Origin of the sequence: Rhodococcus sp. OK519, from assembly GCF_003051005.1 — a bacterium.
In the GTDB taxonomy this organism is placed as follows: Bacteria; Actinomycetota; Actinomycetes; order Mycobacteriales; family Mycobacteriaceae; genus Prescottella.
In genome coordinates, this window is the sequence record NZ_QAOW01000003.1 from 41474 (window position 1) to 64704 (window position 23231).

Consider the following 23231-nt stretch of genomic DNA (forward strand, 5'->3'; position numbering starts at 1 on the left):
GAAATTATATTGCGTTTCCGACATTTTTCGGGTCTACTGGCCGTCCAGCACCCCTCGACAGACAGGAACCGACAACGATGCGCATCGCCAATCTCGCCGGACGCGCCGTGCTGATCGACGGCGACCGAGCCGTCGACGTCCACACCGCCAGCGCCGGACGCTTCGGCCCCGACCCCGTCGCGATCTTCGCCGAGTGGGACGCGTTCACAGACTGGGCCGCCACTACCACCGACGTCGAGGTGGGAGTCGCATTCGACCGCCGCGACCTCGGCGCCCCGTCCCCGGCACCGGCGCAGGTGTTCGCGATCGGCCTCAACTACCGCGATCATGCGGCGGAGACCGGACTCGCCGCGCCGGACGCCCCGCCCACGTTCACCAAGTTCGCCAGCTGCCTCACCGGACCCGAGACCGATCTGGCGCTGCCGACCGACACCGTCGACTGGGAGGTGGAACTGGTGGCGGTGATCGGCCGCGAGGCCACCGACGTCGCGACCGACGACGCCTGGTCGCACATCGCGGGATTGACCACGGGACAGGACTTCTCGGAGCGAACCTCGCAGATGGCCGGGCCGGCACCGCAGTTCTCGCTCGCCAAGTCGTTCCCCGGCTTCGGCCCGACCGGACCGTGGCTCGTGACGCCGGACGAGTTCGCCGATCCGAACGACCTGGCGATCGAATGCGCGATCGACGGCGAGACGGTCCAGTCCGGGCGCACCGCGCAGATGATCTTCCCTGTGGCCGAACTGATCGCGCACGTGTCAGCGGTGTGCACGCTGCGCCCGGGCGACCTGATCTTCACCGGCACCCCGGCGGGTGTGGGCGTCGGCCGGAGCCCGCAACGCTTCCTCGCCCCCGGCAACATCGTCACCAGCAGCATCGAGGGGATCGGTCCGCTGGTGCAGCGCTGCGTGCCCGGAGCGAAGTAGGGCGCTCGCCCGCGCCGACGTCGGCGGTGCCGCCCGGCCGGTGGGCTGACGCGGTTTAGTGAACAGCATTCACAATGAATTAGCATCACCGCCGTGCCAGACCACCCCGACAACTACGACGCCGGCGACGCGCTGGGCCGCGCCTACGCGTTGGCCGAGCATCTGTCGACGTCTCTGCAGTCGGACACCAAAATCTTCGGGCTGACGATGGCGCGGACCCGGGCACTGCTGTGTGTGCTCGAGAATCCGCCGATGACGCAACGCGATCTCGCGGCCGCCCTGCGCTGCAGCACGCGGCAGGTGACGGCACTGGTCGACGCGCTCGAGACGTCCGGTCACCTGCGCCGGGACCCGCACCCCACCGACCGGCGCGCCCACATCGTCGCCCTCACCGAACGCGGCCACCACGACGCCGACCGGGTGCGCGAACTCGGGGAGAACACCGCTCGACGCCTGTTCGACGGCGTCGCCCCGGACGACGTCGCCGCCTTCGTCAGGGTCGCGGATTGCTTGATCGCGAACTTCGAACACTCGGCTCCCGGGACGGACGGGGAACGAAGATGAGCGGAACCGCGTCGATCGCCGGGCACAATGCTCAGGTGACCACAACCGCAACCGTACTGGTCGTGGACGACGACCCGGATGTGCTCGCCTCGCTCGAACGGGGACTGCGCCTGTCCGGCTTCACCGTCCTCACCGCGTCCGACGGGTCGATCGCATTGCGGGTGGTTTCGGACGCCTCACCCGACGCCGTCGTCCTCGACATGAACATGCCCGTGCTCGACGGCACCGGTGTGGTCACGGCCCTGCGCGCGGCGGGCAACGACGTGCCGATCTGCGTCCTCAGCGCCCGCAGTTCGGTCGACGACCGGATCGCCGGACTCGAGTCCGGCGCCGACGACTACCTCGTCAAGCCCTTCGTCCTTGCCGAACTCGTCGCCCGGATCCGCGCGATGCTGCGCCGCCGCGCGGTTGTCGCGGCCGTCGGTGTCACCGGAACGCCGGTCGTCGTCGGCCCGCTGTCCGTGGATGTCTCCGGGCGCCGAGTCTGGCTGCGTGAAACCGAGATCCCGCTCACCAAAAGGGAATTCGAACTCGTCGAGGTGCTCACCCGCAACGCCGGCGTGGTGCTGAGCCGGGAACGACTGCTCGATCTGGTGTGGGGCTACGACTTCGTCGCCGACACCAACGTCGTGGACGTGTTCGTCGGCTATCTGCGCCGCAAGTTCGAGGCCGACGGTACGCCGCGACTCGTGCACACCGTGCGCGGTGTGGGCTTCGTTCTGCGAGAACAGACATGATGCGGCCACAGTCGCTGCGGGCGCGCGTCGCCGCGGCCACCGCGCTGGGGGCGACCATCGTCGTCGCCGCCGTCGGCGTGTACCTGGCCCTCGCGATCGCCCGCAACAATCTCCTGCAACTCGACCGCCGACTCGAGACGGCGTCTCGCGTCCTGGTCGTCAACGCGCCGGCCGCGGCACCGTTCCTCAACGTGCTCGGCGACGGCGGCGCGTTCGCGGTCACCATCCGCGCCGGCGACAAGGTCATCTCGAGCACGTCCAGCCGACTGCCCGCGCTCGCCCCCGGCTCGCAGACCGTCGACCTCGGCGACACCCAGTTCCGTACGTTCACGGCCTCGCTCGGCCCCGACTCGACGGCACTGCTGTCCGTGGCCGTGCCCCTCGCCGAGGCGAAGGACCCCACGACCGAGCAGCAGCAACAGGTCGCTCTGGTCGGCGTCCTCGCGATCCTCGCCGCGACCGGCCTCGGCTGGCTCTTCGGCGGACGCGCGGTCCGCCCGCTCGTCGACCTCACGCAGCGCGTCGGCCGCCGTGACCGCGACCTCGCGCCGGCCGCGTCCGGTGTCCGGGAGGCCGACGAACTCGCCGCCGCGGTCGGCGCGATGCTGCAGGACGTTTCCGACGCCCAGGACCGCACCACGGCCGCCCTCGACACCGCCCGCGACTTCGCGGCCGCGTCCGCGCACGAACTGCGGACGCCGCTCACCGCGATGCGCACCGACCTCGAGGTCCTCACGACCCTCGACCTGTCCGACGACCAGCGCGCCGAGATCCTCGGCGACCTCGCGCGCACCCAGGGCCGGCTCGAGGCCACCCTCACCGCGCTGGAGCGACTCGCGTCGGGTGAGCTGTCGAGCGAGAACGACCACATCGACCTCGATCTCACCGAACTGTGTGACCGCGCCGCCGAGGACGCACAACGCCAGTACCCGGGTGTCACCGTCACCGTCGACGCACCCCCAGGACTGGTGGTCCGTGGTCTGCCGGTGGGGCTGCGTCTCGCGATCGACAACGCGATCACCAACGCCGTCCGGCACGGCGGCGCCCGGCACGTGTCCATCGGTGCGCGCACGGGCGACGACGGTGCCGTCACCATCGCCGTCGACGACGACGGGGCCGGCATTCCCGCCGAGGAGAGGTCGGCGGTGTTCGAGCGCTTCCGGCGCGGCAGCGGCGCCGCCAAGGGCGGCTCCGGGCTGGGGCTGGCGCTCGTGGCGCAGCAGGCCGGACTGCACGGGGGCGCGGCCCTCATCGAGGACAGCGCCCTCGGCGGCGCCCGACTGGTGGTGACCCTTGAAGGTTGACGGACGCGAGATCCCGGTCAGCGGCAGCCTGTTGCAGCCGCTGGCCCGGCGAACCAGTGACATCCTGCGGGTCGTCTTCGCCCTGATCTTCCTCGGCGCGGTCATCGCCGGGTCGGTGATCACCCGTAGCGAGTGGGACGCCCTCGAGACATCGGTGTCCGACATCGTCGGCATCCTGTCGCCCGAGGTGTCGGACACGGTCTACCTGCTGTACGGCATCGCGATCTTCGCGCTGCCGTTCGCGATCCTGATCCAGCTCATCGTCGGCCGACGCTGGAAACTGCTCGCCGGTTACGCCGCGGCGGGGCTCATCGCGGGAATCGCGCTGTCCTTCACCGGGTCCGGGCTGGCGGCCCCGCGCTGGCACCTCGACGTCTCCGACCGCCTCAACACGTTCCTGTCGCAGTTTCTCGACGATCCCCGATGGATCGCGATGCTCGCTGCCGTTCTGACGGTGTCCGGGCCGTGGCTGTCGAAGCGCTGGCGGCGCCTGTGGTGGGCGCTGCTGCTGCTGTTCGCGCCGATCCACCTGGTGGTCAGCTCGATCGTGCCTGCCCGTTCGATGCTGGGCCTGGCCGTCGGATACCTGGTCGGCACGGTCATCGTCCTGCTGGTGGGCACCCCGGCGCTGGAGGTGCCGCTCGAGTCCGCGGTCGAGGCGCTGCACCGTCTGGGCCACCGGATCACGGCCTTCCGGGTCATCACCCCGGCGGGCAGCGGTCCACTGGTCCTCGGCGCATCCCGCGACGGCGAGCCGGAGATGATCGTCGAGCTGTACGGACAGAATCAGCGCAGCCGGGGCGCGATCCGGCAGGTATCGAAGTGGCTGACACTGCGCAGCGGCGAGAGCACACCGGCGCATGCCTCACTCGCGCGCTCCGTCGAACACCGCGCGCTCATGGGCATCGCGGTGGCCGATCTGGGACTCGCCGCGTCCAAGCCGATGGCCGTGACCGCGCTGGACCGCGGGTGGGAGCTGTACGCCCGCCCGCTCTCCCACGGCGCCCCCATCGTCACCCTCCGCACCGACAACGCCCGGCCTCGCGACACCCTGCTCGAGATGCTGTGGGACTCACTCGGCGAACTGCACAGCCGTCAGATCACCCACGGCGATCTGCGCGCGTCGGAGATCCGGATCGATGACGGGCAGGCCCTGTTCGACGGCTTCTCCTACGCCGAACTCGGCGCGTCCGAGGCGCAGATCCAGTCCGATACCGCACAGCTACTGCTGACCACCGCGTCGCTGTTCGGCGTGGAACCGGCGGTCCGCGCCGCCCTCTCCGCACGCGGAAGCGACCGGATCCTCGCCGCGTCGGGCCGTCTCACGAAGTCGGCGATGCCGTCGCGGCTGCGCAAGCCGATCCCGAATTCGACGGCGTTGCTCGGGTCGATCCGCGACGAGGTGAGCAACCAGACCGACATCGAGAAGATCGCACCCGAACAGGTCACCCGCTTCACCCGGAACCAGATCATCCAGCTGGTGCTCCTGATCGGCCTGGTCTACGTTGCGTACCCGTTCATCAGCCAGGTCCCCACGTTCGTCACCGAACTGAAGACCGCGAACTGGTGGTGGGCGCTGGCCGGTCTGGTCGTCTCTGCTCTCACCTATGTGGGGGCCGCGGCCGCACTGTGGGCCTGCGCGTCCGAACTGGTGCGGTACCGGAACCTGCTGATCATGCAGGTCGCCAACACGTTCGCCGCCACCACCACACCCGCCGGTGTCGGTGGCCTCGCCCTGAGCGTGCGGTTTCTGCAGAAGGGCGGTCTCGGCACGGTCCGCGCGACGGCCGCGGTGGCGCTGCAGCAGACGGTGCAGGTGGTCACCCACGTCGCGCTGCTCATCTTCTTCAGCGTCACCGCCGGACGCAGTGCCGACCTGTCGCATTTCGTGCCGAAGAGCACCACGCTCTATCTGATCGCGGGTGTCGCGTTGGGCGCGATCGGCACCTTCATGTTCATCCCCAAGGCGCGGCGCTGGCTGCGCAACGAGGTCCGGCCGCAGCTGACCGAGGTGCTCGGCTCGCTCGCCCAGTTGGCCCGCAATCCGGGCCGATTCCTGCTCATCGTCCTCGGAAGCGCCGGCACGACGCTCGGCGCGGCACTGGCGCTGTGGGCGAGTGTCGAGGCGTTCGGCGGCGGGACCACGTTCGTGACGGTGACGATCGTGACGATGATCGGAGGGACCCTCGCGTCGGCGGCCCCGACGCCCGGCGGTGTGGGTGCCGTCGAGGCCGCTCTGATCGGTGGCCTGACCGCCTTCGGGCTACCCGTCGGCATCGCTGTACCGTCAGTGCTGCTGTACCGCGTTCTGACCTGCTGGCTGCCGGTGTTCTGCGGCTGGCCGACTTTGCGCTGGTTGCAGAAAAACGACATGGTCTGACGGTTTGTGACCGATAATTCTGGAACGCCGGAAGAATTTTCCGGTAACCAGTAGCAAATCGAGACGTAGTCCCGATAGCGAAAGTGATATACACACGTTCAAGTACCGCGGGGCTGATCATTGCTCCCCGGCCGACCACCGAAGCGGAGAAAGCATGCGCGTAACCCAGAAGTCCCGCCGACTCAAAGCGTTGATCGGCGCCACGACGGCGGCTGTCGTCGCGCTGCCCATCTTCATCGGGGCCGGAACGGCCGGCGCGGCGGCGCCCGGCAGCGACGCCGCGAAGGTGCAGGCTTCCTCGCAGTCGAACGGTGGCACCAAGCTCGTCTCCTCGACGCAGGTCGGCACCAACAAGCTGCGTCTCACCGTGCGGTCCGAATCGATGGGTCGCGACATCCCGCTCGACGTCATCCGCCCGTCGGATACCAACAGGCCGGCTCCCACCCTGTACCTGCTCAACGGTGCCGGTGGCGGCGAGGACTCCGCGTCGTGGCAGAAGCAGGCCGACATCGGCACGTTCTTCCAGGGCAAGCACGTCAACGTCGTCACCCCGATGCAGGGTGCGTTCACCTACTACACCGACTGGCAGCAGCCGGACGAGGCGCTCCACGGCGTCAACAAGTGGGAGACGTTCCTGACGAAGGAACTGCCGCCGGTCATCGACTCCGCGCTCAACACCACCAAGGTCAACACCCTCGCCGGCATCTCGACGTCGGGCACCTCGGTGTTCAACCTCGCGCTGAAGGATCCGCAGCTCTACAAGGCCGTCGGCGCCTACAGCGGCTGCGCGGACACCGCCACCCCGGTCGGCCAGACGTACATCCAGATCGTGATCGCCGCCCGCGGCAGCGCCGAGGCCACCAACATGTGGGGCCCCGTCGGTAGCCCGGACTGGATTGCCCACGACCCGATCATCAACATCGGCAAGCTCAAGGGTGGCCCGCGTCTGTGGGTCTCGAACGCGTCCGGTCTCCCGGGCCCGCACGACACGCTCGACAGCCAGGGCATCAACGGTAACGTCTCGACGCTGGCCAACCAGATCATCGTCGGCGGCATCATCGAGGCTGCGACCAACGAGTGCACCCACCGTCTGTTCAACGCGGTCAACGCCAACGGCATGGGCCAGCAGGCGTTCTTCGACTTCAAGCCGGCCGGCACCCACTCGTGGGGCTACTGGCGTGACGATCTGAACAACTCGTGGCCGATGCTGGCCGACGCCATGGGGACCCCGCGGTAGTCGTTCGGCACCAGCAACACCACTCTGAGCAGAGGGCGCTCCGACTTCGGTCGGGGCGCCCTTTCTCGTCCCGCGACACCGCTCTCCCGGCTCATACTGGTCGTGTCCCGGACCGAACCGGCACGAGGAGATGCGGTCATGACCTTCAGCCATCCCACGGGAACCCGTGGCGGAAAACCCCCGCACGGGCGCATGGTGCGATGGGTGAACAAGGTAGCCATGAACCGTATCCGCCGTAAGGGCGGCAAGTTCATGGGCATGGACACGCTCGTCCTCACCACCGTCGGCCGGAAGAGCGGGGAATCACGCTCCACGCCGGTCGGCTGGTTCCAGGGCCCCGACGGCAGCTGGGTCATCGTGGCTTCCGCGGCCGGGGCCCGCTCCAATCCGGCCTGGTACCTCAATCTGGCCGCCCACCCGGACAAGGTGGCGATCGAGGTGGGCGGCGAATCGATTCCGGTGACGGCACGCGAACTCCACGACGGCGAACGCGACGACGCCTGGGCGGCGATCACGGCGGCGGCGCCGCAGTTCCTGAAGTACGAACAGAAGACCGACCGGCTCCTGCCGATCATCGAGCTGACGCGTCGGTCCTGACACCACCCCGTAGAGACGACTCAGGCCCCGCACCGGAACGGTGCGGGGCCTGAGTCATGTTGTTCCAGGGACTACTGGGTGCCCAGCAGGTCGATGATGAACACCAGCGTCTTGCCCGACAGCTGATGACCGCCACCAGCCGGACCGTACGCGAGCTCCGGCGGGACCGTGAGCTTGCGGCGTCCGCCGACCTTCATGCCGGGGATGCCTTCCTGCCAGCCCGGGATCAGCCGGTTGAGCGGGAAGGCGACGGACTCGCCACGCAGGAACGAGGAGTCGAACACCTCGTTGGAGTCGTACTCGACACCGTGGTAGTGCACGTCCACGACTCCGCCCGGCTGAGCCTCCGCGCCGTCGCCGACCGTGATGTCCTCGATCACCAGTTCTGCCGGGGCCGGGCCCTCGGAAGGCTCGATGACCGGCGGCTTCGGCGGCACGACGACGTCGAGCAGGTCGATGACGAACACGAGGGTCTTGCCCGACAGCTGGTGCCCGCTACCGGCCGGACCGTACGCAAGCTCCGGCGGAATGGTCAGCTGACGCCGGCCGCCCACCTTCATGCCCGGGATGCCCTCCTGCCAGCCGGCGATGAGGCCCTGCAGCGGGAAGGTGATGGACTCGCCACGGCCCCACGAGGAGTCGAACTCTTCGCCGGAGTCGAACTCGACGCCCACGTAGTGGACCTCGACCTTGGCGCCGGGGGTGGCCTCGGTGCCGTCACCGACAACGATGTCCTTGACGACGAGCTCGGTGGGCGCGGGGCCCTCCTGGAACTCGATCTCGGGCTTGGTGCTCATGTCTTTGTCCGATCAGTAGTAGTCGGGCAGAACGGTCAGCGTGCGGAGAGGTCCACGTAGCCGCGCTGGGTGTAGCCGGTGTAGATCTGACGCGGGCGGCCGATCTTGGTGGCCGGATCCTCGTGCATCTCACGCCAGTGCGCGATCCAGCCGGGCAGCCGGCCCATCGCGAACAGCACCGTGAACATCCGCGTCGGGAAGCCCATCGCGCGGTAGATCAGGCCGGTGTAGAAGTCGACGTTCGGGTACAGCTTGCGCTCGATGAAGTAGTCATCGGTGAGCGCGGCCTCCTCGAGCGCCTTCGCGATCTGGAGCAGCTCGTCGTCGCCGCCGAGCTTCGCCAGGATGGTGTCCGCAGCCTTCTTGGCGATCGCGGCGCGCGGGTCGTAGTTGCGGTAGACGCGGTGCCCGAAGCCCATGAGCTTCACGCCGTCTTCCTTGTTCTTGACCTTACGGACGAACTCCTTGACGTCGCCGCCGCCGGCCTTGATCTCGTCGAGCATCTCGAGCACGGCCTGGTTGGCGCCGCCGTGCAGCGGGCCCCAGAGCGCGTTGATGCCGGCCGAGACCGAGGTGAACAGGTTGGCATCCGACGAGCCGACCATGCGCACCGTCGACGTCGAGCAGTTCTGCTCGTGGTCGGCGTGCAGGATCAGCAGCATGTCGAGGGCCTTGGCAACCTCGGGATCGACCTCGTACGGCTCGGCCGGGAAGCCGAAAGTCATCCGGAGGAAGTTCTCGACGAGGCTCAGCGAGTTGTCCGGGTACAGGAACGGCTGGCCGACGGACTTCTTGTAGGCGTAGGCCGCGATGGTCGGCATCTTCGCCAGCAGTCGGGTCGTCGACAGCTCGACCTGCTCCGGGTCATCGGGGTCGAGCGAGTCCTGGTAGTACGCGGACAGCGCGTTGACTGCACTCGACAGCACCGGCATCGGGTGCGCGTTGCGCGGGAACCCGTCGAAGAACCGCTTGAGGTCCTCGTGCAGCAGCGTGTGTCGACGGATCTTGTCCGTGAACGCCTCGAGCTGGATGTCGGTGGGCAGCTCCCCGTAGATCAGCAGGTAGCTGACCTCGATGAACGTCGAGCGCTCCGCGAGCTCCTCGATCGGGTATCCGCGGTAGCGCAGAATGCCCTGTTCACCGTCGATGTAGGTAATAGCGGAACTGGTGGACGCGGTGTTCACGAAGCCCGGGTCGAGCGTCGTGTAACCCGTGTTGGCAAGGAGCTTGCCCAGCTCGATGCCGTCATTGCCTTCAGTCGCCTTGGCGATGGACATTGTGTGCTCGCCACCGGGGTAGCTGAGTGTGGGTTTGTTGTCATTCTCAGCGGGCACGGAAGGATCCCTCTCAAACTCAGACCAGTGAGTAACTTCGTAACATTCAAGTAGAAACTAGCCGCCCGTAAGCTCCGATGCCCACGGAGGGTCCGCCCCGGGCCGCGAAACGGTGATCGCCGCCGCACGAGCCGCAAAATCCAAGGCCTCGGACCATTGTCCCCTGCCGAGCCCCGCAACCGAATTCGGATGGAGCAATCCGTGACGGTCGAGCCAGTGCAGAAGCGCCGCTTGTACCGTGTCACCTGCACCGATGGTGTCCACCACCGGTACCTGGACGCCCCGAACGCGCACGAGCAGGCTGCGGGTTCGCACGCTCAACCCGTCGGCGCCGTGCGTTGTCACGACGGCGGTGGTTCCGCGCTCGAGCCAGTGCTCGGGCGTCGACCCGTCGGCGCCTCGTCCCAACCACTGGACGTCGTCGTCGGAGACCTTCAGGACATCGACGGACGGCAACAGGTCGGAGAATCGGCGGCGGTAGTCGTCAGGGAAGACGGCTGGGCGGATGTTGGGGTCGAGGACCGTCAGGCGTCCCTCGTCGTGGCTGCGGCGCATCAGGTCGCTGTACACGCTCGCGCCGGGTTCGAACACGAGTGACAGCGTGCCGAACGACACCGCCGTCACCGAGTCCGGGAGACCACCAGGATCGGTGACGAGCCTGTCGGCGGTGCCGTCTGAGTAGAACGCGTACTGCGCAGCGCCGTGGGGGTCGAGTCCGGCGACGGCCAAGGTGGTGGGTTCGGGTCCGCGCTGCACCAGCCGGGTATCCACATTCGACCCGGCCAGGGCCGCGATCAACCGTTCACCGAACTGGTCGGTCGAGATACGGGAACAGAAACCGACGGGGCTCCCGAGACGTCCGAGCGCCACCGCAACGTTGAACGGTCCGCCGCCGAGGCGCGCATCGAACGACTCGTCGCCCGCGGGGACGAGGTCGACGAGGGCCTCGCCGCACACCAGGATTCGCGGATCAGACATGTTCGGGCTCCCCGGTCCGGCTGACGCGATACCGGACGAAAGCCGGGAAGGCGAGAACGCATAGGACGACACCGATCACAACCAATACGCCACCGCCCGCGGATGCGACCGCCGTGCCGAACGCGAAGGCCGCGGCCCCATGCAGGACGTCGCCGATGCGCGGACCGCCGGCCACGACGACGGTGAAGACGCCCTGTAGCCGTCCGCGCATGTCGTCGGTGGCCACCTGCTGCAGCATCGTGCTGCGCAGCGCGGCGGAGATCATGTCGACGGCGCCGCCGAACGCGAGGAACGCAAGGGCGAGCCACAGCAGGATCGCCGGACTGTCGGGGTTCGCGACGCCGATGACCACGCCGAACCCGACCATCGCCAGACCCCACAAGACGATGCAGATCACGACAGCCCTGCCCTGGAATCGGATTCGCGGCAGCCAACCGGAGAACACTCCGCCGAGGACTGCGCCCGCCGACATCGCGGCGAACAGCAGACCGAGGGCGACACCGCCCTCGAGCGGGTCGCCGAACGATTCGTGCGCGATCTGCGGGAACAGGGCCCGCGGCATGCCGAACACCATCGCGACGATGTCGACGACGAACGACGCGAGCAGCACCTTCTGCGTGGCGAGGTACGCGAAACCCTCCCCCACGACCCGCAGTCCGGCACGGCGGGCGGGACCTGTCGGTGGCAGCGCGGGCAGTTTGATCACCGCCCACAGCGTCGCGAGCAGCGCGATCGAGTCGAGCAGATACACCATCGACAGCCCGGCTACAGGGATGAGGACGCCCGCGAGCAGCGGCCCGGCGATGGCACCGAACTGCATCACCGTCATGTTGAGCGAGTTCGCGGCCGGGAGGTCCTTCATCGGCAGCAGTCGCGGGATGATCGCGCTGCGGGTGGGCGAGTTCACCGCGAAGAAGACCTGTTGCAGCGAGAACAGGCACAGCAGCAGCCACACGTTGTCGACGTTCGCGGCGGCCTGCAACCACAGCAGCAGCGACGTGCCGATCATGCCGAGCGTCGTGATGATGATGAGTTTGCGCCGGTCCATGACGTCGGCGAGCGCGCCGCCCCACAGCCCGAACAGGACCAGCGGCACCAGCCCGAACAGGCCCGCGAGACCGACGTAGGCCGAGTTCTGGGTGATCGCGAAGATCTGCAGCGGCACCGCGACGACGGTGAGCTGTCCCCCGATGACGGTGACGATGCCGCTCGTCCACAGCCTTCGATAGTCGCGGTTGCGGAGCGGTGTGACGTCGGCGAGCAGTCCCCTCATCAAGGCTGCAGGCGCTCGACGGTCCACGCGCCGTCGACGAGTCGGGCGCGGACGCGGTTGTGCATGCGGTTGGGCCGGCCCTGCCAGAACTCGACCGACTCGGGTCGGATCCGGAAACCGCCCCAGTGCGGTGGCACCGGAATGTCGCCGTCGACGCTGAAACGCTGACCAGCGTCCACGAGTTGGGCCTCGAGGTCGGCGCGCGAGGCGATCGGGCGCGACTGATTCGATGCCCACGCGCCGAGACGGGACCCACGCGGACGGCTGTTCCAGTATTCGGATGTCGTATTCGCGCTGGTTCTTTCGACGGGCCCGCGCACGGTGAGCTGGTGTGCCAACGGGATCCACGTGAACGTCACCGACGCGTACGGCGTCGCGGTCAGCTGACGGCCTTTGTCGGACTCGTAGTTGGTGTAGAACTGCACGCCGTCGGCGTCGAATCCCTTGCACAGCACGGTCCGGGTGCACGGGTGCCCGTCCGAGTCCACGGTGCCGAGCACCATCGCGTTCGGTTCGGGGAGCCCGGCCTCGACGGCCTGCTCCACCCACCGGCGCGCCAGCGCCGCCCATCCGTCGTCGAGCCACGACGGTTCCAGATCGGGTTCGACGACGGGCCGCTGTGGCCCGACCTCGCCGTAGCTCACTCGCATCGCGGAGAGGTCGGACTTCCGGGAGCCTCGACGGCGGGAATCTGACGACACAGCTTCAGACGCTACTACCGGGTATGCGCTGGCCAGGCGTCCGGTGCGACCGGCTAGAGTTTGGGTAGCCGACTCGCGGCAGTTCCCGGGTCGAGCACGGACGAGCACGAGACGCGCACGCCGGTGCGAGTGCGAACGAGTCGGACGGATCGTAAGGATCGAGTAGTCGAAGGCCGAATCAGTGGCAAGGCAGTGCGGCTCTGCAGGGCAGCACTCGGATGAGGAGAGTCCAGGAGCAATGGCACCCAGCGCTGTAGTACCCGAGGATTTCGTCAGCGGTCTCGAAGGCGTCGTCGCCTTCACCACGGACATCGCCGAGCCGGACAAGGACGGCGGTGCGCTCCGCTACCGCGGCGTCGACATCGAGGATCTGGTCGGTCGTCGGGTCACCTTCGGCAACGTGTGGGCACTGCTCGTGGACGGCCGTTTCGGCCCCGGTCTTCCGCCGGCCGAGCCGTTCCCGCTGCCCATCCACACCGGCGACGTCCGCGTCGACGTACAGGCCGGCCTCGCGATGCTCGCCCCGATCTGGGGCTACCAGCCGCTGCTCGACATCGACGACGAGACCGCCCGTGAGCAGGCGGCGCGTGCGTCCGTCATGGCACTGTCCTACGTTGCGCAGTCGGCGCGCGGCATCTATCAGCCCGCCGTGCCGCAGAAGCTGATCGACGAATGCCCCACCGTCACGGCCCGTTTCATGACGCGCTGGAAGGGTGACCCGGACCCCGCGCACATCGAGGCCATCGACGCGTACTGGGTGTCGGCGGCCGAGCACGGCATGAACGCCTCCACCTTCACCGCGCGTGTCATCGCGTCCACCGGAGCCGACGTGGCCGCGTCGCTGTCCGGCGCGATCGGCGCGATGTCGGGTCCGCTGCACGGCGGCGCCCCGGCCCGCGTGCTGCCGATGATCGAGGAAACCGAGCGCACCGGCGACGCCCGCGCGCTGGTCAAGGGCATCCTCGACCGCAAGGAGAAGCTCATGGGCTTCGGTCACCGGGTGTACCGGGCCGAGGATCCCCGGGCCCGCGTGCTCCGCGCCACCGCCAAGCGCCTGAATGCTCCTCGCTACGAGGCGGCAGCCGCGCTCGAGCAGGCCGCGCTCACCGAGCTCCGTGAGCGTCGTCCCGATCGTGCGATCGAGACGAACGTCGAGTTCTGGGCGGCGGTGATCCTCGATTTCGCCGAGGTCCCGGCGCACATGATGCCGGCGATGTTCACGTGCGGCCGCACCGCCGGCTGGTGCGCGCACATCATGGAACAGAAGCGCCTGGGCAAGCTCGTCCGCCCGGCCGCGATCTACACCGGCCCCGAGCCCCGCAACCCCGACTCGGTCGAGGGCTGGGACCAGATTTCCCACAGCTAGAAACAGTTGGACATCACCACAACCGAGAAGGACAACTCACACCGATGAGCACCCCGATCATCCCCGCCGACCTCAAGCCCGTCGACGGCCGCTTCGGTTGCGGACCGTCGAAGGTCCGCCCCGAGCAGCTGCAGTCCCTGGTCGACGTCGGCGCTTCGGTGTTCGGCACCAGCCACCGGCAGAAGCCCGTCAAGGACGTCGTCGCGCGCGTGCGTTCGGGTCTGCGCGACCTGTTCACGCTGCCCGAGGGCTACGAGGTCGTCCTCGGCAACGGCGGCTCCACCGCGTTCTGGGATGCGGCCGCGTTCGGTCTGATCCGTGAGCGCTCGCAGCACTTCACCTACGGCGAGTTCTCCTCGAAGTTCGCGTCGGTCGCCAAGGGCAACCCGTTCATCGGCGATCCGATCGTCGTGTCGAGCGATCCGGGCACCGCGCCGGCGATCGTCGCCGACGGCTCCGTCGACCTCATCGGCTGGGCGCACAACGAGACCTCGACGGGTGTCGCCGTGCCGGTGACCCGCCCGGCGGGTTCGGAGAACGCACTCATCGCGATCGACGCCACGTCGGGTGCCGGCGGCCTGCCGGTCAACGCCGCCGACGCCGACGTCTACTACTTCGCACCGCAGAAGTGCTTCGCCGCCGACGGTGGCCTGTGGATCGCGCTGATGAGCCCGGCCGCGCTCGAGCGTGTCGCCGAGATCAAGGCGTCGGGCCGCTGGACCCCGGAGTTCCTGTCGCTGCCCATCGCGGTCGACAACTCCACCAAGGACCAGACGTACAACACCCCGGCGCTCGCGACGCTGCTCATGTTCGAGAACCAGATCGCGTGGATGAACGCCAACGGTGGCCTGGACTGGACCACCGCGCGCACCAAGGATTCGTCGGATCGTCTGTACTCGTGGGCCGAGGCCTCCGAGTTCGCGACGCCGTTCGTCGCTGACCCGGCGAACCGCTCGCAGGTCGTCGGCACCATCGACTTCGCCGACTCGGTGGACGCCGCGGCGGTGGCGAAGATCCTGCGTGCCAACGGCATCGTCGACACCGAGCCGTACCGCAAGCTGGGCCGCAACCAGCTGCGCGTCGGCATGTTCCCGGCGATCGACCCCGAGGACATCACCCAGCTGACCAAGAGCATCGACTGGGTCGTCTCGCAGCTCGGCTAGTTCTCCACCGAGCTCACGGAGCTTCCACACAGAGGGCGGGCGCGCGCATGCGTGCCCGCCCTCCGTGCGTCTCACCCCTCCCCTGGCCACCCCTGCCTTCCCCTGGCTACCCCCGGCCACCCCTGACCTCCCCTTCTCCTTCCCCCTCGCCCCCGCGTTTTGCGCACTTGTCGCGCGCGGTCGACCCCCCTCCCCGCGCTTCGCGCACTTGTCGCGCTCATCACACCGAAGGCGGCGCGATAAGTGCGCAAAACGCGCAGGAGGAGTGATATATGGCTCGCGTGTCTTCCAGCGCGAGGGTCACAGATGAATTACAGTCGATCTTGACGTGATCGCGAGTCGGCGCGATGAGGAGGACGAACGTGCGAGAGCTGCGAGTGATAGGTCTCGAGCCTGGCGGCGCGCACGTAGTGTGTTCTGATCCAGACACCGGCGAAAAGTTCCGGCTCCCAGCCGATGACAAACTCCGCGCGGCCTCCCGCGGGGACATCGCTCGACTCGGCCAGATTGAGATCGAAATGGACAGTCAGCTTCGCCCCCGGGAAATCCAGGCCCGCATCCGTGCCGGTGCGTCCGTCGAACAGGTCGCCGAGCAGGCGGGCATCCCGCACGCCAAGGTGGATCGTTTCGCGTACCCGGTACTGCTCGAGCGCGCACGTGCCGCGGAGATGGCGCAGGCCGGACATCCGGTGCGCCCGGACGGCCCCGCAGTGCACACACTCTCGGAGATCGTGACGCTCGCCTTCAAGGCGCGCGGCCAGGACATCGAGGTGGCCGCGTGGGACGCGTGGAAGGACGAGACCGGCCACTGGGTGGCTCAACTGCAGTGGCAGGCCGGCCGCACCACCAACGTCGCGCACTGGCGTTACCAGCCGGATGCCCACGGCGGCACCATCGTCGCGCTCGACGACACCGCTGCGCAGCTCGTCGACCCCGATTTCGGTCGGCGCGGCCTCGCACCCGTTCCGAGTAACGCCATCTACGGTCCGGCGGACTTCGAGCAGGACCACGAGCAGGAGTCCGTGGAGCAGAAGGAAGAGTCACCGGTCACGTTGGCGGACAACGACTCCGACGACATTCCGGTAGACGCCATCGACGAGCCCGAGCACGAGAACCCCAAGACCGCACCGCAGCCGGCGCCGGGCAAGGACAAGCGCGGCAAGCCCGCCCTGCCGTCGTGGGACGACGTGTTGCTGGGCGTGCGGAGCAACGGGCGCGGCTGACGCGGGTGCTGGGTGTCACCGCTTCCACGATCTGGTACGTCGATGCCCCCGAGCGCGTCTCGACTCTGCCCGACGCCGCACCGGACCGGGATGCCGCGCAGGCACTGGCCGCGGCGCTGCACCCCGGACTCGACGTCTCCTTCCTCGGCAACGAGCAACTGTCCGAGGCAGTGAAGCCCGAACCAGGCGAGGTGATCGTCGGGTGCTATCCGGGCGTCGCCGTGGTTCGCACGGGCGAGGCGCTACCACCGACGCCGTCGACACTCGTCGAACACTGGATCCGCCCGACCGATGCCGCGCACACATACCTGTGTTCGTCGACTCCCCCGATGGCGGCCGGTTCGTGGGGAGCGTTCGCGCACTGGGAGAACGGTGAGTTGAAGCGTTCCTTCAGCGCCACTCCGGTTCACATCATCGAGGACGTCGGACTGCCGCAGGTCTGGGAGCGCCCGTTCTGGGCGGGCGACCATCCGGCGCCGCCGATGATGGACGTGCTGCCGGACCCCCAGACGCTGCCGTTCGATCCCGGCGCGTTCGCCGAGGCAGCACCGCACGCGTGGCTGGGCGACGACCTGGATGCGTCATCGATCACGGTGTGCCGCTTCGCCGTGTATCCGCCCGGTCAGGTACCCGAGTCGGTGCGACTCTTGGCGGAGAAGCAGCGCGCGGAGCCGCCGCGCAGCGTGCGGCAGGCGCAACCGAAGCGGCGGTCGCTGTTCGCCAGACTTTTCGGCCGCTCGGGCTGACGAGCCCTAGAGGGCACCGAAAAGCAGTGTGATCCAGCCGGATACGACTCCGGCGGTCACGCCGTACACCACCCACCGCCACACGGGCAGATTCCGCCACCGGTAGACGGTGGGTGCGGCGCCGCCGACGGCCACCAGGTTGAAGCCCACTGCGAGGAGCGGATGGATGTGGGCGAGGGTGACGCCGAACGCCACTACCCCGACCATCGTCACGACCGCCACGAAGACACTCACCAGCAGGCCTGTGGCCCACGGGGTCGGTTCCGGGGGCGTCGTCACGATCCGGTCCGGATGCGCTCGTAGAACGCCATCGCTGCCGCGGTCGCCACGTTGAGCGAATCGGTGCCCGTGGACATCGGGATTCGGGCACGAACGTCGGTGGCACGCATGGCGTCTTCGGTCAGCCCGGGGCCCTCCGCGCCGAGCAGGAGGGCGACCCGGTCGCCCGTCATGGCCTCCGCGAGCGTCGGCGCGGCCGGGTGGGGGGTCAGCGAGATCAGTTGGAAGCCCTTGTCACGCAGAGTGTTCAAACCGCGCGGCCACTCCGGAACCTGCGCGAACGGGACCCGTAGCGCGTGCCCCATCGACACGCGTACCGCCCGCCGATACAACGGGTCGGCCACCGACGCACCGAACAGGATGGCGTCCACGCCCAGACCGGCGGCGTTGCGGAACATCGAGCCGATGTTCTCGTGGTCGTTGACGCCCTCGAGCACCGCGACGGTGCGCGCGCCGCGCAGGACGTCCTCGATGTCGAGGGCGGGCGGGCGGTTCGCGGCCGCGAGCACGCCGCGATTGAGGTGGAATCCCACCACCTCCGCCATGACGTCGGCGGTGGTCCGGTAGAACGGCACGTCCACTCCGTCGAGGTCTTCGGCGAGTTCGGCGAGGCGGCGATCGACACCGAGCAAGCTGTTCGGCGTGAAGCGGGACGCGAGCATCCGCTGCACAACCAGCACGCCCTCCGCGATCACCAGACCCTTGCCCCCGGGCAGGTCGGGGCGACGATCCGACGAGTTCAGATCGCGGTAGTCGCCCAACCGGGGGTCGGCGGGGTCTGCAATGTCGATGACGTGAACCACGGAACCATCGTGCCGTATGCCCCGCAGGCCACTAGCGAGCGCTCCCGTCGCCGACGAGGAGCGACCCGAAATGAGCGTCGAGGACGGCCCGGATCTGCGCGGGCCCGACCCGGTGCGGGTGGTTGATCCCGTGCGCCGCGAGGCCGTCGACGAGGGCGTGCAACCGCATCGCCTCGACATCCGGCGAGGCACCGGGCGCCAACAGGCCCGCATCCCGGAGAGCGAGCGTCGCCCTCAGGAACCCGTCGTACATCTCGCTGTCCGTGCGATCGCGCACCTCGGCCAGTGCCGGGTCGGTGCGCGCGGCGACGGTGAACGCCTGCCACACGTCCATCTCACCGCGCCGGTCGTCGTCGAGCGGGACGAACTGCTCGGTGAGTCGCCTGACGTCGGCGCGCAGGTAGCCGGCGAACTCGGTACCCGCGATCCGGTCGTAGACCCGCTTGGTGACGAGTTCCATCGCGAAGAGCAGCAACTCCGACTGGGTGCCGAAGAAGTGCCGCAGCGATCCGGTGGACAGCCCGGCCTCGTCTGCCACCGTCCGCACGCTCGCGGCCCCGACGCCGTCACGCCGGATCACCCGCAGGACCGCGTCCGCGATGTCCTCGCGCCGCGCATCGGGGCTGGTTCGCTTCACCACCTCGCCAAACTAACACAGCCGTGTTAGTTTCGACCTCGACTAACACAGTCGTACTAGAAATGAGGCGGCCATGATCGTGCCACTGATAGTTGCGTGCGAGATCCTCTTCTGGGTGTTCCTCGGCACCGGACTGGCGGCCCGCTATCTGCTGCGGCGGCCGACGCTGGGAGCAGTGCTGTTGGTCGGCGCGCCTCTCGTCGATGTCATCCTTCTCGTCGCAACCACGATCGATCTGAGCGGCGGCGCCGTGGCATCGTCGAGCCACGGCCTGGCCGCGGCCTACATCGGATTCTCGGTGGCGTTCGGGCACAGCATCATCCGATGGGCAGACGCACGATTCGCGCATCGTTTCGCGGACGGTGCCGCGCCCACGAAGCCGCCACGGCACGGGGCGGCACGCGCGATCCGCGAATGGCGCGAGTTCGGCAAGGCCGTGGTCGCGTGGGCCATCGCCTGCGGTCTGCTCCTGGCCGCGATCGCGATGGTCGGCGAACCGTCGCGCACCGCGGCGCTGTCCGACTGGATCCGCGCGCTCACCGCGGTCCTGGGCATCTGGGGCGTGATCGCCCTGAGCTACACGGTGTTCCCTGCACGGGCGAAGGTGGCCGAGCGCCGCACGTAGACCGCGGCGGCGACGCCCGCGAGGACGGAGACGATTCCGCCGGCGACGAGCGGGGCGCGCGGATCGACGGCGTCGGCGAGCCAGCCGAGCAGCGGACTGCCCAGTGGCGTGCCGCCGAGGAACGCGAGCATGTACATGCCCATCACTCGGCCGCGCATCGCGGACGGCACCGACATCTGCAGGATGCTCATCGCCGCAGTCGAGAACGTGAGGACGAGCGCGCCGGTCGGCACGAGCAGGATCGCGACGGCGACGTACGACGGCATGAGGCCGAGCGCCGTCTCGAGGACGCCGAATCCGACCGCGGCGGCAAGGCACCGTCGCACCGTCGGAGTCGTTGCGCCGCGGGCCGCTGCAGTGGCGCCGATCAACATGCCGATGGCGAGCATGGTCGAGAGCAGGCCGAAGGCGTCGGCTCCCCTGTCGAAGGTGTTGCGGGCCAGAACTGCAAGGGTGAGCGAGAAGTTGAGCCCGAAGGTGGAGACCACGAACACGGTGAAGAGGAGGACGGTGAGATCGGCCCGCTGCCGCACGTACCGGAAGCCCTCGCGCACCTGGCCTTTGGCTCGCGGTGCGGGCGTGGCCGGAGTGAGTTCGTCCGCCCGCATCCACACGAGCGAGGCGAACACCGCAACGAAGGACACGGAGTTCACGAGGAACACCGGACCGGTGCCGATGAGTGTGATCAGGACGCCGGCGACCGCCGGGCCCACGATGCGGGCGGCGTTGAACATCATGGAGTTCAACGCGATTGCATTGGCCAACCGGTCGGGGCCCACCATCTCGATGGTGAACGACTGCCGCACCGGAGTCTCCAGGGCCGTCACGCAACCGAGTGCGAAGGCGAGCACGTACACGTGCCAGAGTTCCACCACGCCACCGACGTCGAGGATTCCGAGGATCGCCCCGAAGGTGGCCATCGCGACGAGCGAGATCATCAGGATGCGCCGCTTGTCGTAGCGGTCGGCGAGCACACCGCCGTACATCGACAGGAACAGTGTCGGCCCGAACTGCAGGGCCATCACCACGCCCACCGCGAAACCGTCTCCGCCGGAGAGGGTCAGGACCAGCCAATCCTGTGCCAGCCGTTGCATCCACGTGCCCACGAGGGACACGATCTGACCGGTCGCGAAGTACCGGTAGTTACGCGAGCGCAGCGCGGCGAACATCGACGGCGCGAGATCGGTTGACACGACGCGATCTTGCCCGCGAACGTCAGCTCACGGGACGATGGATCCCGGTGACCGGTCGAGGTGGGGCGTCAGTCCTTCTCTGCGACCAGCGATCCGATGATCGCGACCGCACCGCGCAGGGTCGCGAGTTGCTCGGCGTCGAGGCTCGCGAGCTTCTCCGTCATCCACGCCTCGCGGGCCTGCGCCTCGCCTTCGATGAGGGAGTGCCCGGAATCGGAGAGGGAGACGATGATCTGCCGGCCGTCGGTGGGATGCGGTGTGCGCTCGACCAGCCCGAGATCAGCGAGGGACGCGATGACCCGGGTCATCGACGGCGGCTGCACCTTCTCGCGCGCCGCGAGCGCGCCCGGGGTCATGGAGCCCTCGGCGCTCAGGGTGGCGAGCGCGGAAAGCTGCGTCAGCGATACCTGTGCGTCCGCTCGCCGCCCCCGCAGGTGGCGCGTCAAACGCACCACTGCTAGGGACAGGTCGCTGGCCAGGGCGCGAGTATCCGTTGTCACAAGTTCGAACAATACGGGAACTCGCGCCCCGCCAATCACGTAACGGCGTCAGTGATCGGGCCGACCGCAAAGTAGGCCACGAACAGTGCGGCGACGATCCACAGCAGCGGATGCACCTTCTTCGCGTTGCCACCCGCGGCCGCCAGGACGACGTAGGAGATGAAGCCGACGCCGATGCCGTTGGCGATCGAGTAGGTGAACGGCATCGTGACGACGGTCAGGAACGCCGGCAGGGCGATCGCGAACTTGCTGAAGTCGATGTCGCGCAGCTGACCGATCATCAACGCGCCCACCACGACCAGAGCCGGCGCTGCCGCCTCGATCGGGACCACCGAGTACAGCGGCGTGAGGAACATCGCGGCCAGGAACAGCACGCCGGTGACGACGTTGGCGAGGCCGGTGCGGGCGCCCTCGGCGATGCCGGACGCGGATTCGACGAACACCGTGTTGGACGACGCGGACGCGCCGCCGCCGACGACGGCGCCGGCGCCCTCGACGATCAGGGCCTTGCCGATGCCGGGCAGGTTGCCGTCCTCGTCGGCCAACTTGGCTTCCTTGCCGAGGCCGGTCATGGTGCCCATGGCGTCGAAGAAGTTGGCGAGCACGAGCGTGAAGACCAGCAGGCTGGCGGCAAGGACACCGATGCGGGTGAACGCGCCGAAGATACTGACGTCACCGACCAGGCTCAGGTCCGGCAGCTGCGCGACGACGTCGGGCATCGCGGGGACGCTGAGGTTCCAGCCCGTGGGGTCGACGCCCTTGGAGGCGCCGATGTCGAAGACGGCCTCGAGGATCGCGGCGAGCACGGTGGTGACGACGATGCCGATCAGCAGACCGCCGCGGACCTTGCGGACGGTGAGGACGCCCATGATCAGGACACCGAAGATGAAGACGGCCGTCGGCCATGCCGCGATCGAACCGTTGATGCCGAGTCCGACGGGGACGGAGGTGCCGGCAGCGTCGGGGATGCGGCGCACGAATCCTGCGTCGACCAGGCCGATGAAGGCGATGAACATGCCGATGCCGGCGGCGATCGCGGCCTTCAGTTCACGCGGGATCGCGTTGAACACGGCGGTGCGGAAACCGGTCGCGGCGAGCGCGACGATGATGATGCCGTCGATGACGACCAGACCCATCGCCTCGGGCCAGGTCACCTGCGGCGCGATGGTGACGGCGAGCAGGCTGTTGATGCCCAGGCCGGCGGCGATACCGAACGGATAGTTCGCGATGATGCCGAAGGCGATGCTCATCAGTCCGGCGACGAGCGCGGTCACGGCGGCAACCTGGCTGACCGGCAGGATGTTTCCGAGCACGTCGGTCTTGGCCGCGGCGTCGTCGGCCGAGAAGCTACCGAGAATCAGCGGGTTGAGGACCACGATGTAGGCCATGGCCACGAACGTGACCAGGCCGCCGCGGACCTCGGTGCTGATGGTCGAGCCCCGCTCGGTGATCTTGAAGTAGGTGTCGAGCAACCGCGAGGGTGCCGACGGCCGCGTGGGCTCGGTGGTTGTGTCGGTAACCGCCATGTCGTGTTTCGGTCCAATCGCCGGGAAGTGGGGTTTCGCACCTGGCAGATTAGGGCACCGACGCGCGGGTAACTTAATTGTGTGACCGAAATCCATAGCACGCCGACGCTCGTGGAGCGCCTGTCCGACCCGCGGCCCGTACTGGCGGTGGGGACCCTCGCGTGGGTCGCGGCGACCGTGGTGGTGCTCCTCGCCGGCGAGCGCTGGAATGCAGCACTACCAGTCTGTTACGCCGGAACCGCCCTGGGCCTCCTCGGATTCGGGTTGTTCCTCGTTCAGCGCCGGGCCGCGCGGCGCGGCAGTCGCGGCGCTCAGCAGGGCCTGACCTGACCGACCGGCCTC

General features: G+C 68.4%; 24 protein-coding genes and 1 pseudogene. 13 read left to right on the top strand and 12 right to left on the bottom strand.

Going from position 1 to position 23231, the window contains the following annotated elements; all coding sequences use genetic code 11:
- Positions 1-77 precede the first annotated feature (77 nt).
- From C8K36_RS10190 to C8K36_RS10220, 7 genes are all read left to right on the top strand, one after another.
- The gene (locus C8K36_RS10190; protein ID WP_107984383.1) at positions 78-926 is read left to right on the top strand and encodes a fumarylacetoacetate hydrolase family protein; all 849 of its coding nucleotides are present in this window, start codon (positions 78-80) and stop codon (positions 924-926) included.
- A 93-nt stretch (positions 927-1019) separates the two neighbouring features.
- Complete coding sequence (locus tag C8K36_RS10195) at positions 1020-1490, top strand: MarR family winged helix-turn-helix transcriptional regulator (protein ID WP_107984384.1); 471 nt, start codon at positions 1020-1022, stop codon at positions 1488-1490.
- Positions 1487-2227 (top strand): response regulator transcription factor, encoded by a 741-nt coding sequence (locus tag C8K36_RS10200; RefSeq protein ID WP_107984385.1) that lies wholly within the window; start codon positions 1487-1489, stop codon positions 2225-2227. Before C8K36_RS10195 ends, C8K36_RS10200 begins: the two co-directional genes overlap by 4 nt.
- Positions 2224-3531, top strand: coding sequence for a sensor histidine kinase (locus C8K36_RS10205; RefSeq protein WP_107984386.1), 1308 nt, complete (start codon positions 2224-2226; stop codon positions 3529-3531). Before C8K36_RS10200 ends, C8K36_RS10205 begins: the two co-directional genes overlap by 4 nt.
- Complete coding sequence (locus C8K36_RS10210) at positions 3521-5911, top strand: lysylphosphatidylglycerol synthase transmembrane domain-containing protein (RefSeq protein ID WP_107984387.1); 2391 nt, start codon at positions 3521-3523, stop codon at positions 5909-5911. The genes C8K36_RS10205 and C8K36_RS10210 overlap by 11 nt, the downstream gene beginning before the upstream one ends.
- A 154-nt stretch (positions 5912-6065) precedes the next feature.
- Complete coding sequence (locus tag C8K36_RS10215; RefSeq protein ID WP_107984388.1) at positions 6066-7148, top strand: alpha/beta hydrolase; 1083 nt, start codon at positions 6066-6068, stop codon at positions 7146-7148.
- Between the two features lie 138 nt (positions 7149-7286).
- Positions 7287-7745, top strand: a complete 459-nt coding sequence (locus C8K36_RS10220; RefSeq protein ID WP_107984389.1) for a nitroreductase/quinone reductase family protein — start codon at positions 7287-7289, stop codon at positions 7743-7745.
- A 71-nt stretch (positions 7746-7816) separates the two neighbouring features.
- Here the strand turns inward: C8K36_RS10220 and C8K36_RS25150 are convergent, their stop codons facing one another.
- The 6 genes and pseudogenes from C8K36_RS25150 to pdxH all read right to left on the bottom strand — a co-directional run bounded on the left by C8K36_RS25150 (position 7817) and on the right by pdxH (position 12777).
- A complete protein-coding gene (locus C8K36_RS25150) occupies positions 7817-8182 on the bottom strand; it encodes an FKBP-type peptidyl-prolyl cis-trans isomerase (RefSeq protein ID WP_301331710.1) in 366 nt (121 codons plus the stop codon).
- A 9-nt stretch (positions 8183-8191) separates the two neighbouring features.
- Positions 8192-8542: pseudogene (locus tag C8K36_RS25155) on the bottom strand (FKBP-type peptidyl-prolyl cis-trans isomerase); the annotation flags it as partial.
- 35 nt (positions 8543-8577) lie between these two features.
- Positions 8578-9876 carry a citrate synthase gene (locus tag C8K36_RS10230; RefSeq protein ID WP_107984391.1) on the bottom strand — a complete coding sequence of 433 codons (1299 nt, stop codon included), beginning with the start codon at positions 9874-9876 and terminating at the stop codon, positions 8578-8580.
- A 57-nt stretch (positions 9877-9933) separates the two neighbouring features.
- Positions 9934-10854, bottom strand: a complete 921-nt coding sequence (locus tag C8K36_RS10235; protein WP_107984392.1) for a carbohydrate kinase family protein — start codon at positions 10852-10854, stop codon at positions 9934-9936.
- Positions 10847-12127: an MFS transporter gene (locus C8K36_RS10240; RefSeq protein WP_107984393.1), complete on the bottom strand. Its 1281-nt coding sequence runs from the start codon at positions 12125-12127 to the stop codon at positions 10847-10849. The genes C8K36_RS10235 and C8K36_RS10240 overlap by 8 nt, the downstream gene beginning before the upstream one ends.
- A complete protein-coding gene (gene pdxH, locus C8K36_RS10245) occupies positions 12127-12777 on the bottom strand; it encodes a pyridoxamine 5'-phosphate oxidase (protein WP_107984394.1) in 651 nt (216 codons plus the stop codon). The genes C8K36_RS10240 and pdxH overlap by 1 nt, the downstream gene beginning before the upstream one ends.
- Positions 12778-13066: 289 nt before the next feature.
- Here pdxH and C8K36_RS10250 point away from each other — a divergent pair, with 289 nt between their 5' ends.
- From C8K36_RS10250 to C8K36_RS10265, 4 genes are all read left to right on the top strand, one after another.
- Positions 13067-14194 (top strand): citrate synthase 2, encoded by a 1128-nt coding sequence (locus tag C8K36_RS10250; RefSeq protein WP_107984395.1) that lies wholly within the window; start codon positions 13067-13069, stop codon positions 14192-14194.
- A 44-nt stretch (positions 14195-14238) separates the two neighbouring features.
- Positions 14239-15357: a phosphoserine transaminase gene (gene serC, locus C8K36_RS10255; protein WP_107984396.1), complete on the top strand. Its 1119-nt coding sequence runs from the start codon at positions 14239-14241 to the stop codon at positions 15355-15357.
- A 362-nt stretch (positions 15358-15719) separates the two neighbouring features.
- The gene (gene sepH, locus C8K36_RS10260; RefSeq protein WP_181319501.1) at positions 15720-16580 is read left to right on the top strand and encodes a septation protein SepH; all 861 of its coding nucleotides are present in this window, start codon (positions 15720-15722) and stop codon (positions 16578-16580) included.
- On the top strand, positions 16535-17326 hold the full coding sequence (locus tag C8K36_RS10265) for a DUF6928 family protein (RefSeq protein ID WP_258195363.1): 792 nt from the start codon (positions 16535-16537) through the stop codon (positions 17324-17326). Before sepH ends, C8K36_RS10265 begins: the two co-directional genes overlap by 46 nt.
- A gap of 6 nt (positions 17327-17332) precedes the next feature.
- Here C8K36_RS10265 and C8K36_RS10270 read toward each other — a convergent pair whose 3' ends face one another.
- Genes C8K36_RS10270 through C8K36_RS10280 form a run of 3 tightly spaced genes read right to left on the bottom strand, consistent with a single transcriptional unit; the run spans position 17333 to position 19048 of the window.
- A complete protein-coding gene (locus C8K36_RS10270) occupies positions 17333-17605 on the bottom strand; it encodes a DUF2537 domain-containing protein (RefSeq protein ID WP_107984399.1) in 273 nt (90 codons plus the stop codon).
- On the bottom strand, positions 17602-18408 hold the full coding sequence (locus C8K36_RS10275; protein WP_107984400.1) for a TrmH family RNA methyltransferase: 807 nt from the start codon (positions 18406-18408) through the stop codon (positions 17602-17604). The genes C8K36_RS10270 and C8K36_RS10275 overlap by 4 nt, the downstream gene beginning before the upstream one ends.
- 31 nt (positions 18409-18439) lie before the next feature.
- Entirely contained in the window at positions 18440-19048 is a 609-nt protein-coding gene (locus C8K36_RS10280; RefSeq protein WP_107984401.1) for a TetR/AcrR family transcriptional regulator, read from the bottom strand.
- Positions 19049-19118: 70 nt separating this feature from the next.
- On the opposite strand from C8K36_RS10280, the gene C8K36_RS10285 reads away from it, so the two are divergent.
- Positions 19119-19670, top strand: a complete 552-nt coding sequence (locus C8K36_RS10285) for a hypothetical protein (protein ID WP_107984402.1) — start codon at positions 19119-19121, stop codon at positions 19668-19670.
- Here C8K36_RS10285 and C8K36_RS10290 read toward each other — a convergent pair.
- From C8K36_RS10290 to C8K36_RS10300, 3 genes are all read right to left on the bottom strand, one after another.
- Complete coding sequence (locus C8K36_RS10290) at positions 19622-20839, bottom strand: MFS transporter (protein WP_107984777.1); 1218 nt, start codon at positions 20837-20839, stop codon at positions 19622-19624. The two genes, C8K36_RS10285 and C8K36_RS10290, sit on opposite strands and share 49 nt — an antisense overlap.
- 92 nt (positions 20840-20931) lie before the next feature.
- On the bottom strand, positions 20932-21363 hold the full coding sequence (locus C8K36_RS10295; protein WP_107984403.1) for a MarR family transcriptional regulator: 432 nt from the start codon (positions 21361-21363) through the stop codon (positions 20932-20934).
- A 35-nt stretch (positions 21364-21398) separates the two neighbouring features.
- Positions 21399-22889, bottom strand: a complete 1491-nt coding sequence (locus C8K36_RS10300; RefSeq protein ID WP_107984404.1) for an NCS2 family permease — start codon at positions 22887-22889, stop codon at positions 21399-21401.
- 81 nt (positions 22890-22970) lie between these two features.
- Between C8K36_RS10300 and C8K36_RS10305 the strand changes: the two genes are divergently transcribed.
- Positions 22971-23219, top strand: coding sequence for a DUF2530 domain-containing protein (locus C8K36_RS10305; RefSeq protein ID WP_107984405.1), 249 nt, complete (start codon positions 22971-22973; stop codon positions 23217-23219).
- Positions 23220-23231: the final 12 nt, after the last annotated feature.

Excerpts from the sequence above, each read along its gene's own strand:
- C8K36_RS10190 (WP_107984383.1), top strand. The coding sequence starts at position 78 with ATGCGCATCGCCAATCTCGCCGGACGCGCCGTGCTGATCGACGGCGAC.
- C8K36_RS10200 (WP_107984385.1), top strand. The coding sequence starts at position 1,487 with ATGAGCGGAACCGCGTCGATCGCCGGGCACAATGCTCAGGTGACCACA.
- C8K36_RS10205 (WP_107984386.1), top strand. The coding sequence starts at position 2,224 with ATGATGCGGCCACAGTCGCTGCGGGCGCGCGTCGCCGCGGCCACCGCG.
- C8K36_RS10215 (WP_107984388.1), top strand. The coding sequence starts at position 6,066 with ATGCGCGTAACCCAGAAGTCCCGCCGACTCAAAGCGTTGATCGGCGCC.
- C8K36_RS10220 (WP_107984389.1), top strand. The coding sequence starts at position 7,287 with ATGACCTTCAGCCATCCCACGGGAACCCGTGGCGGAAAACCCCCGCAC.
- C8K36_RS10235 (WP_107984392.1), bottom strand. The coding sequence starts at position 10,854 with ATGTCTGATCCGCGAATCCTGGTGTGCGGCGAGGCCCTCGTCGACCTC.
- C8K36_RS10240 (WP_107984393.1), bottom strand. The coding sequence starts at position 12,127 with ATGAGGGGACTGCTCGCCGACGTCACACCGCTCCGCAACCGCGACTAT.
- pdxH (WP_107984394.1), bottom strand. The coding sequence starts at position 12,777 with ATGCGAGTGAGCTACGGCGAGGTCGGGCCACAGCGGCCCGTCGTCGAA.
- C8K36_RS10250 (WP_107984395.1), top strand. The coding sequence starts at position 13,067 with ATGGCACCCAGCGCTGTAGTACCCGAGGATTTCGTCAGCGGTCTCGAA.
- serC (WP_107984396.1), top strand. The coding sequence starts at position 14,239 with ATGAGCACCCCGATCATCCCCGCCGACCTCAAGCCCGTCGACGGCCGC.
- C8K36_RS10285 (WP_107984402.1), top strand. The coding sequence starts at position 19,119 with ATGATCGTGCCACTGATAGTTGCGTGCGAGATCCTCTTCTGGGTGTTC.
- C8K36_RS10290 (WP_107984777.1), bottom strand. The coding sequence starts at position 20,839 with ATGTTCGCCGCGCTGCGCTCGCGTAACTACCGGTACTTCGCGACCGGT.
- C8K36_RS10300 (WP_107984404.1), bottom strand. The coding sequence starts at position 22,889 with ATGGCGGTTACCGACACAACCACCGAGCCCACGCGGCCGTCGGCACCC.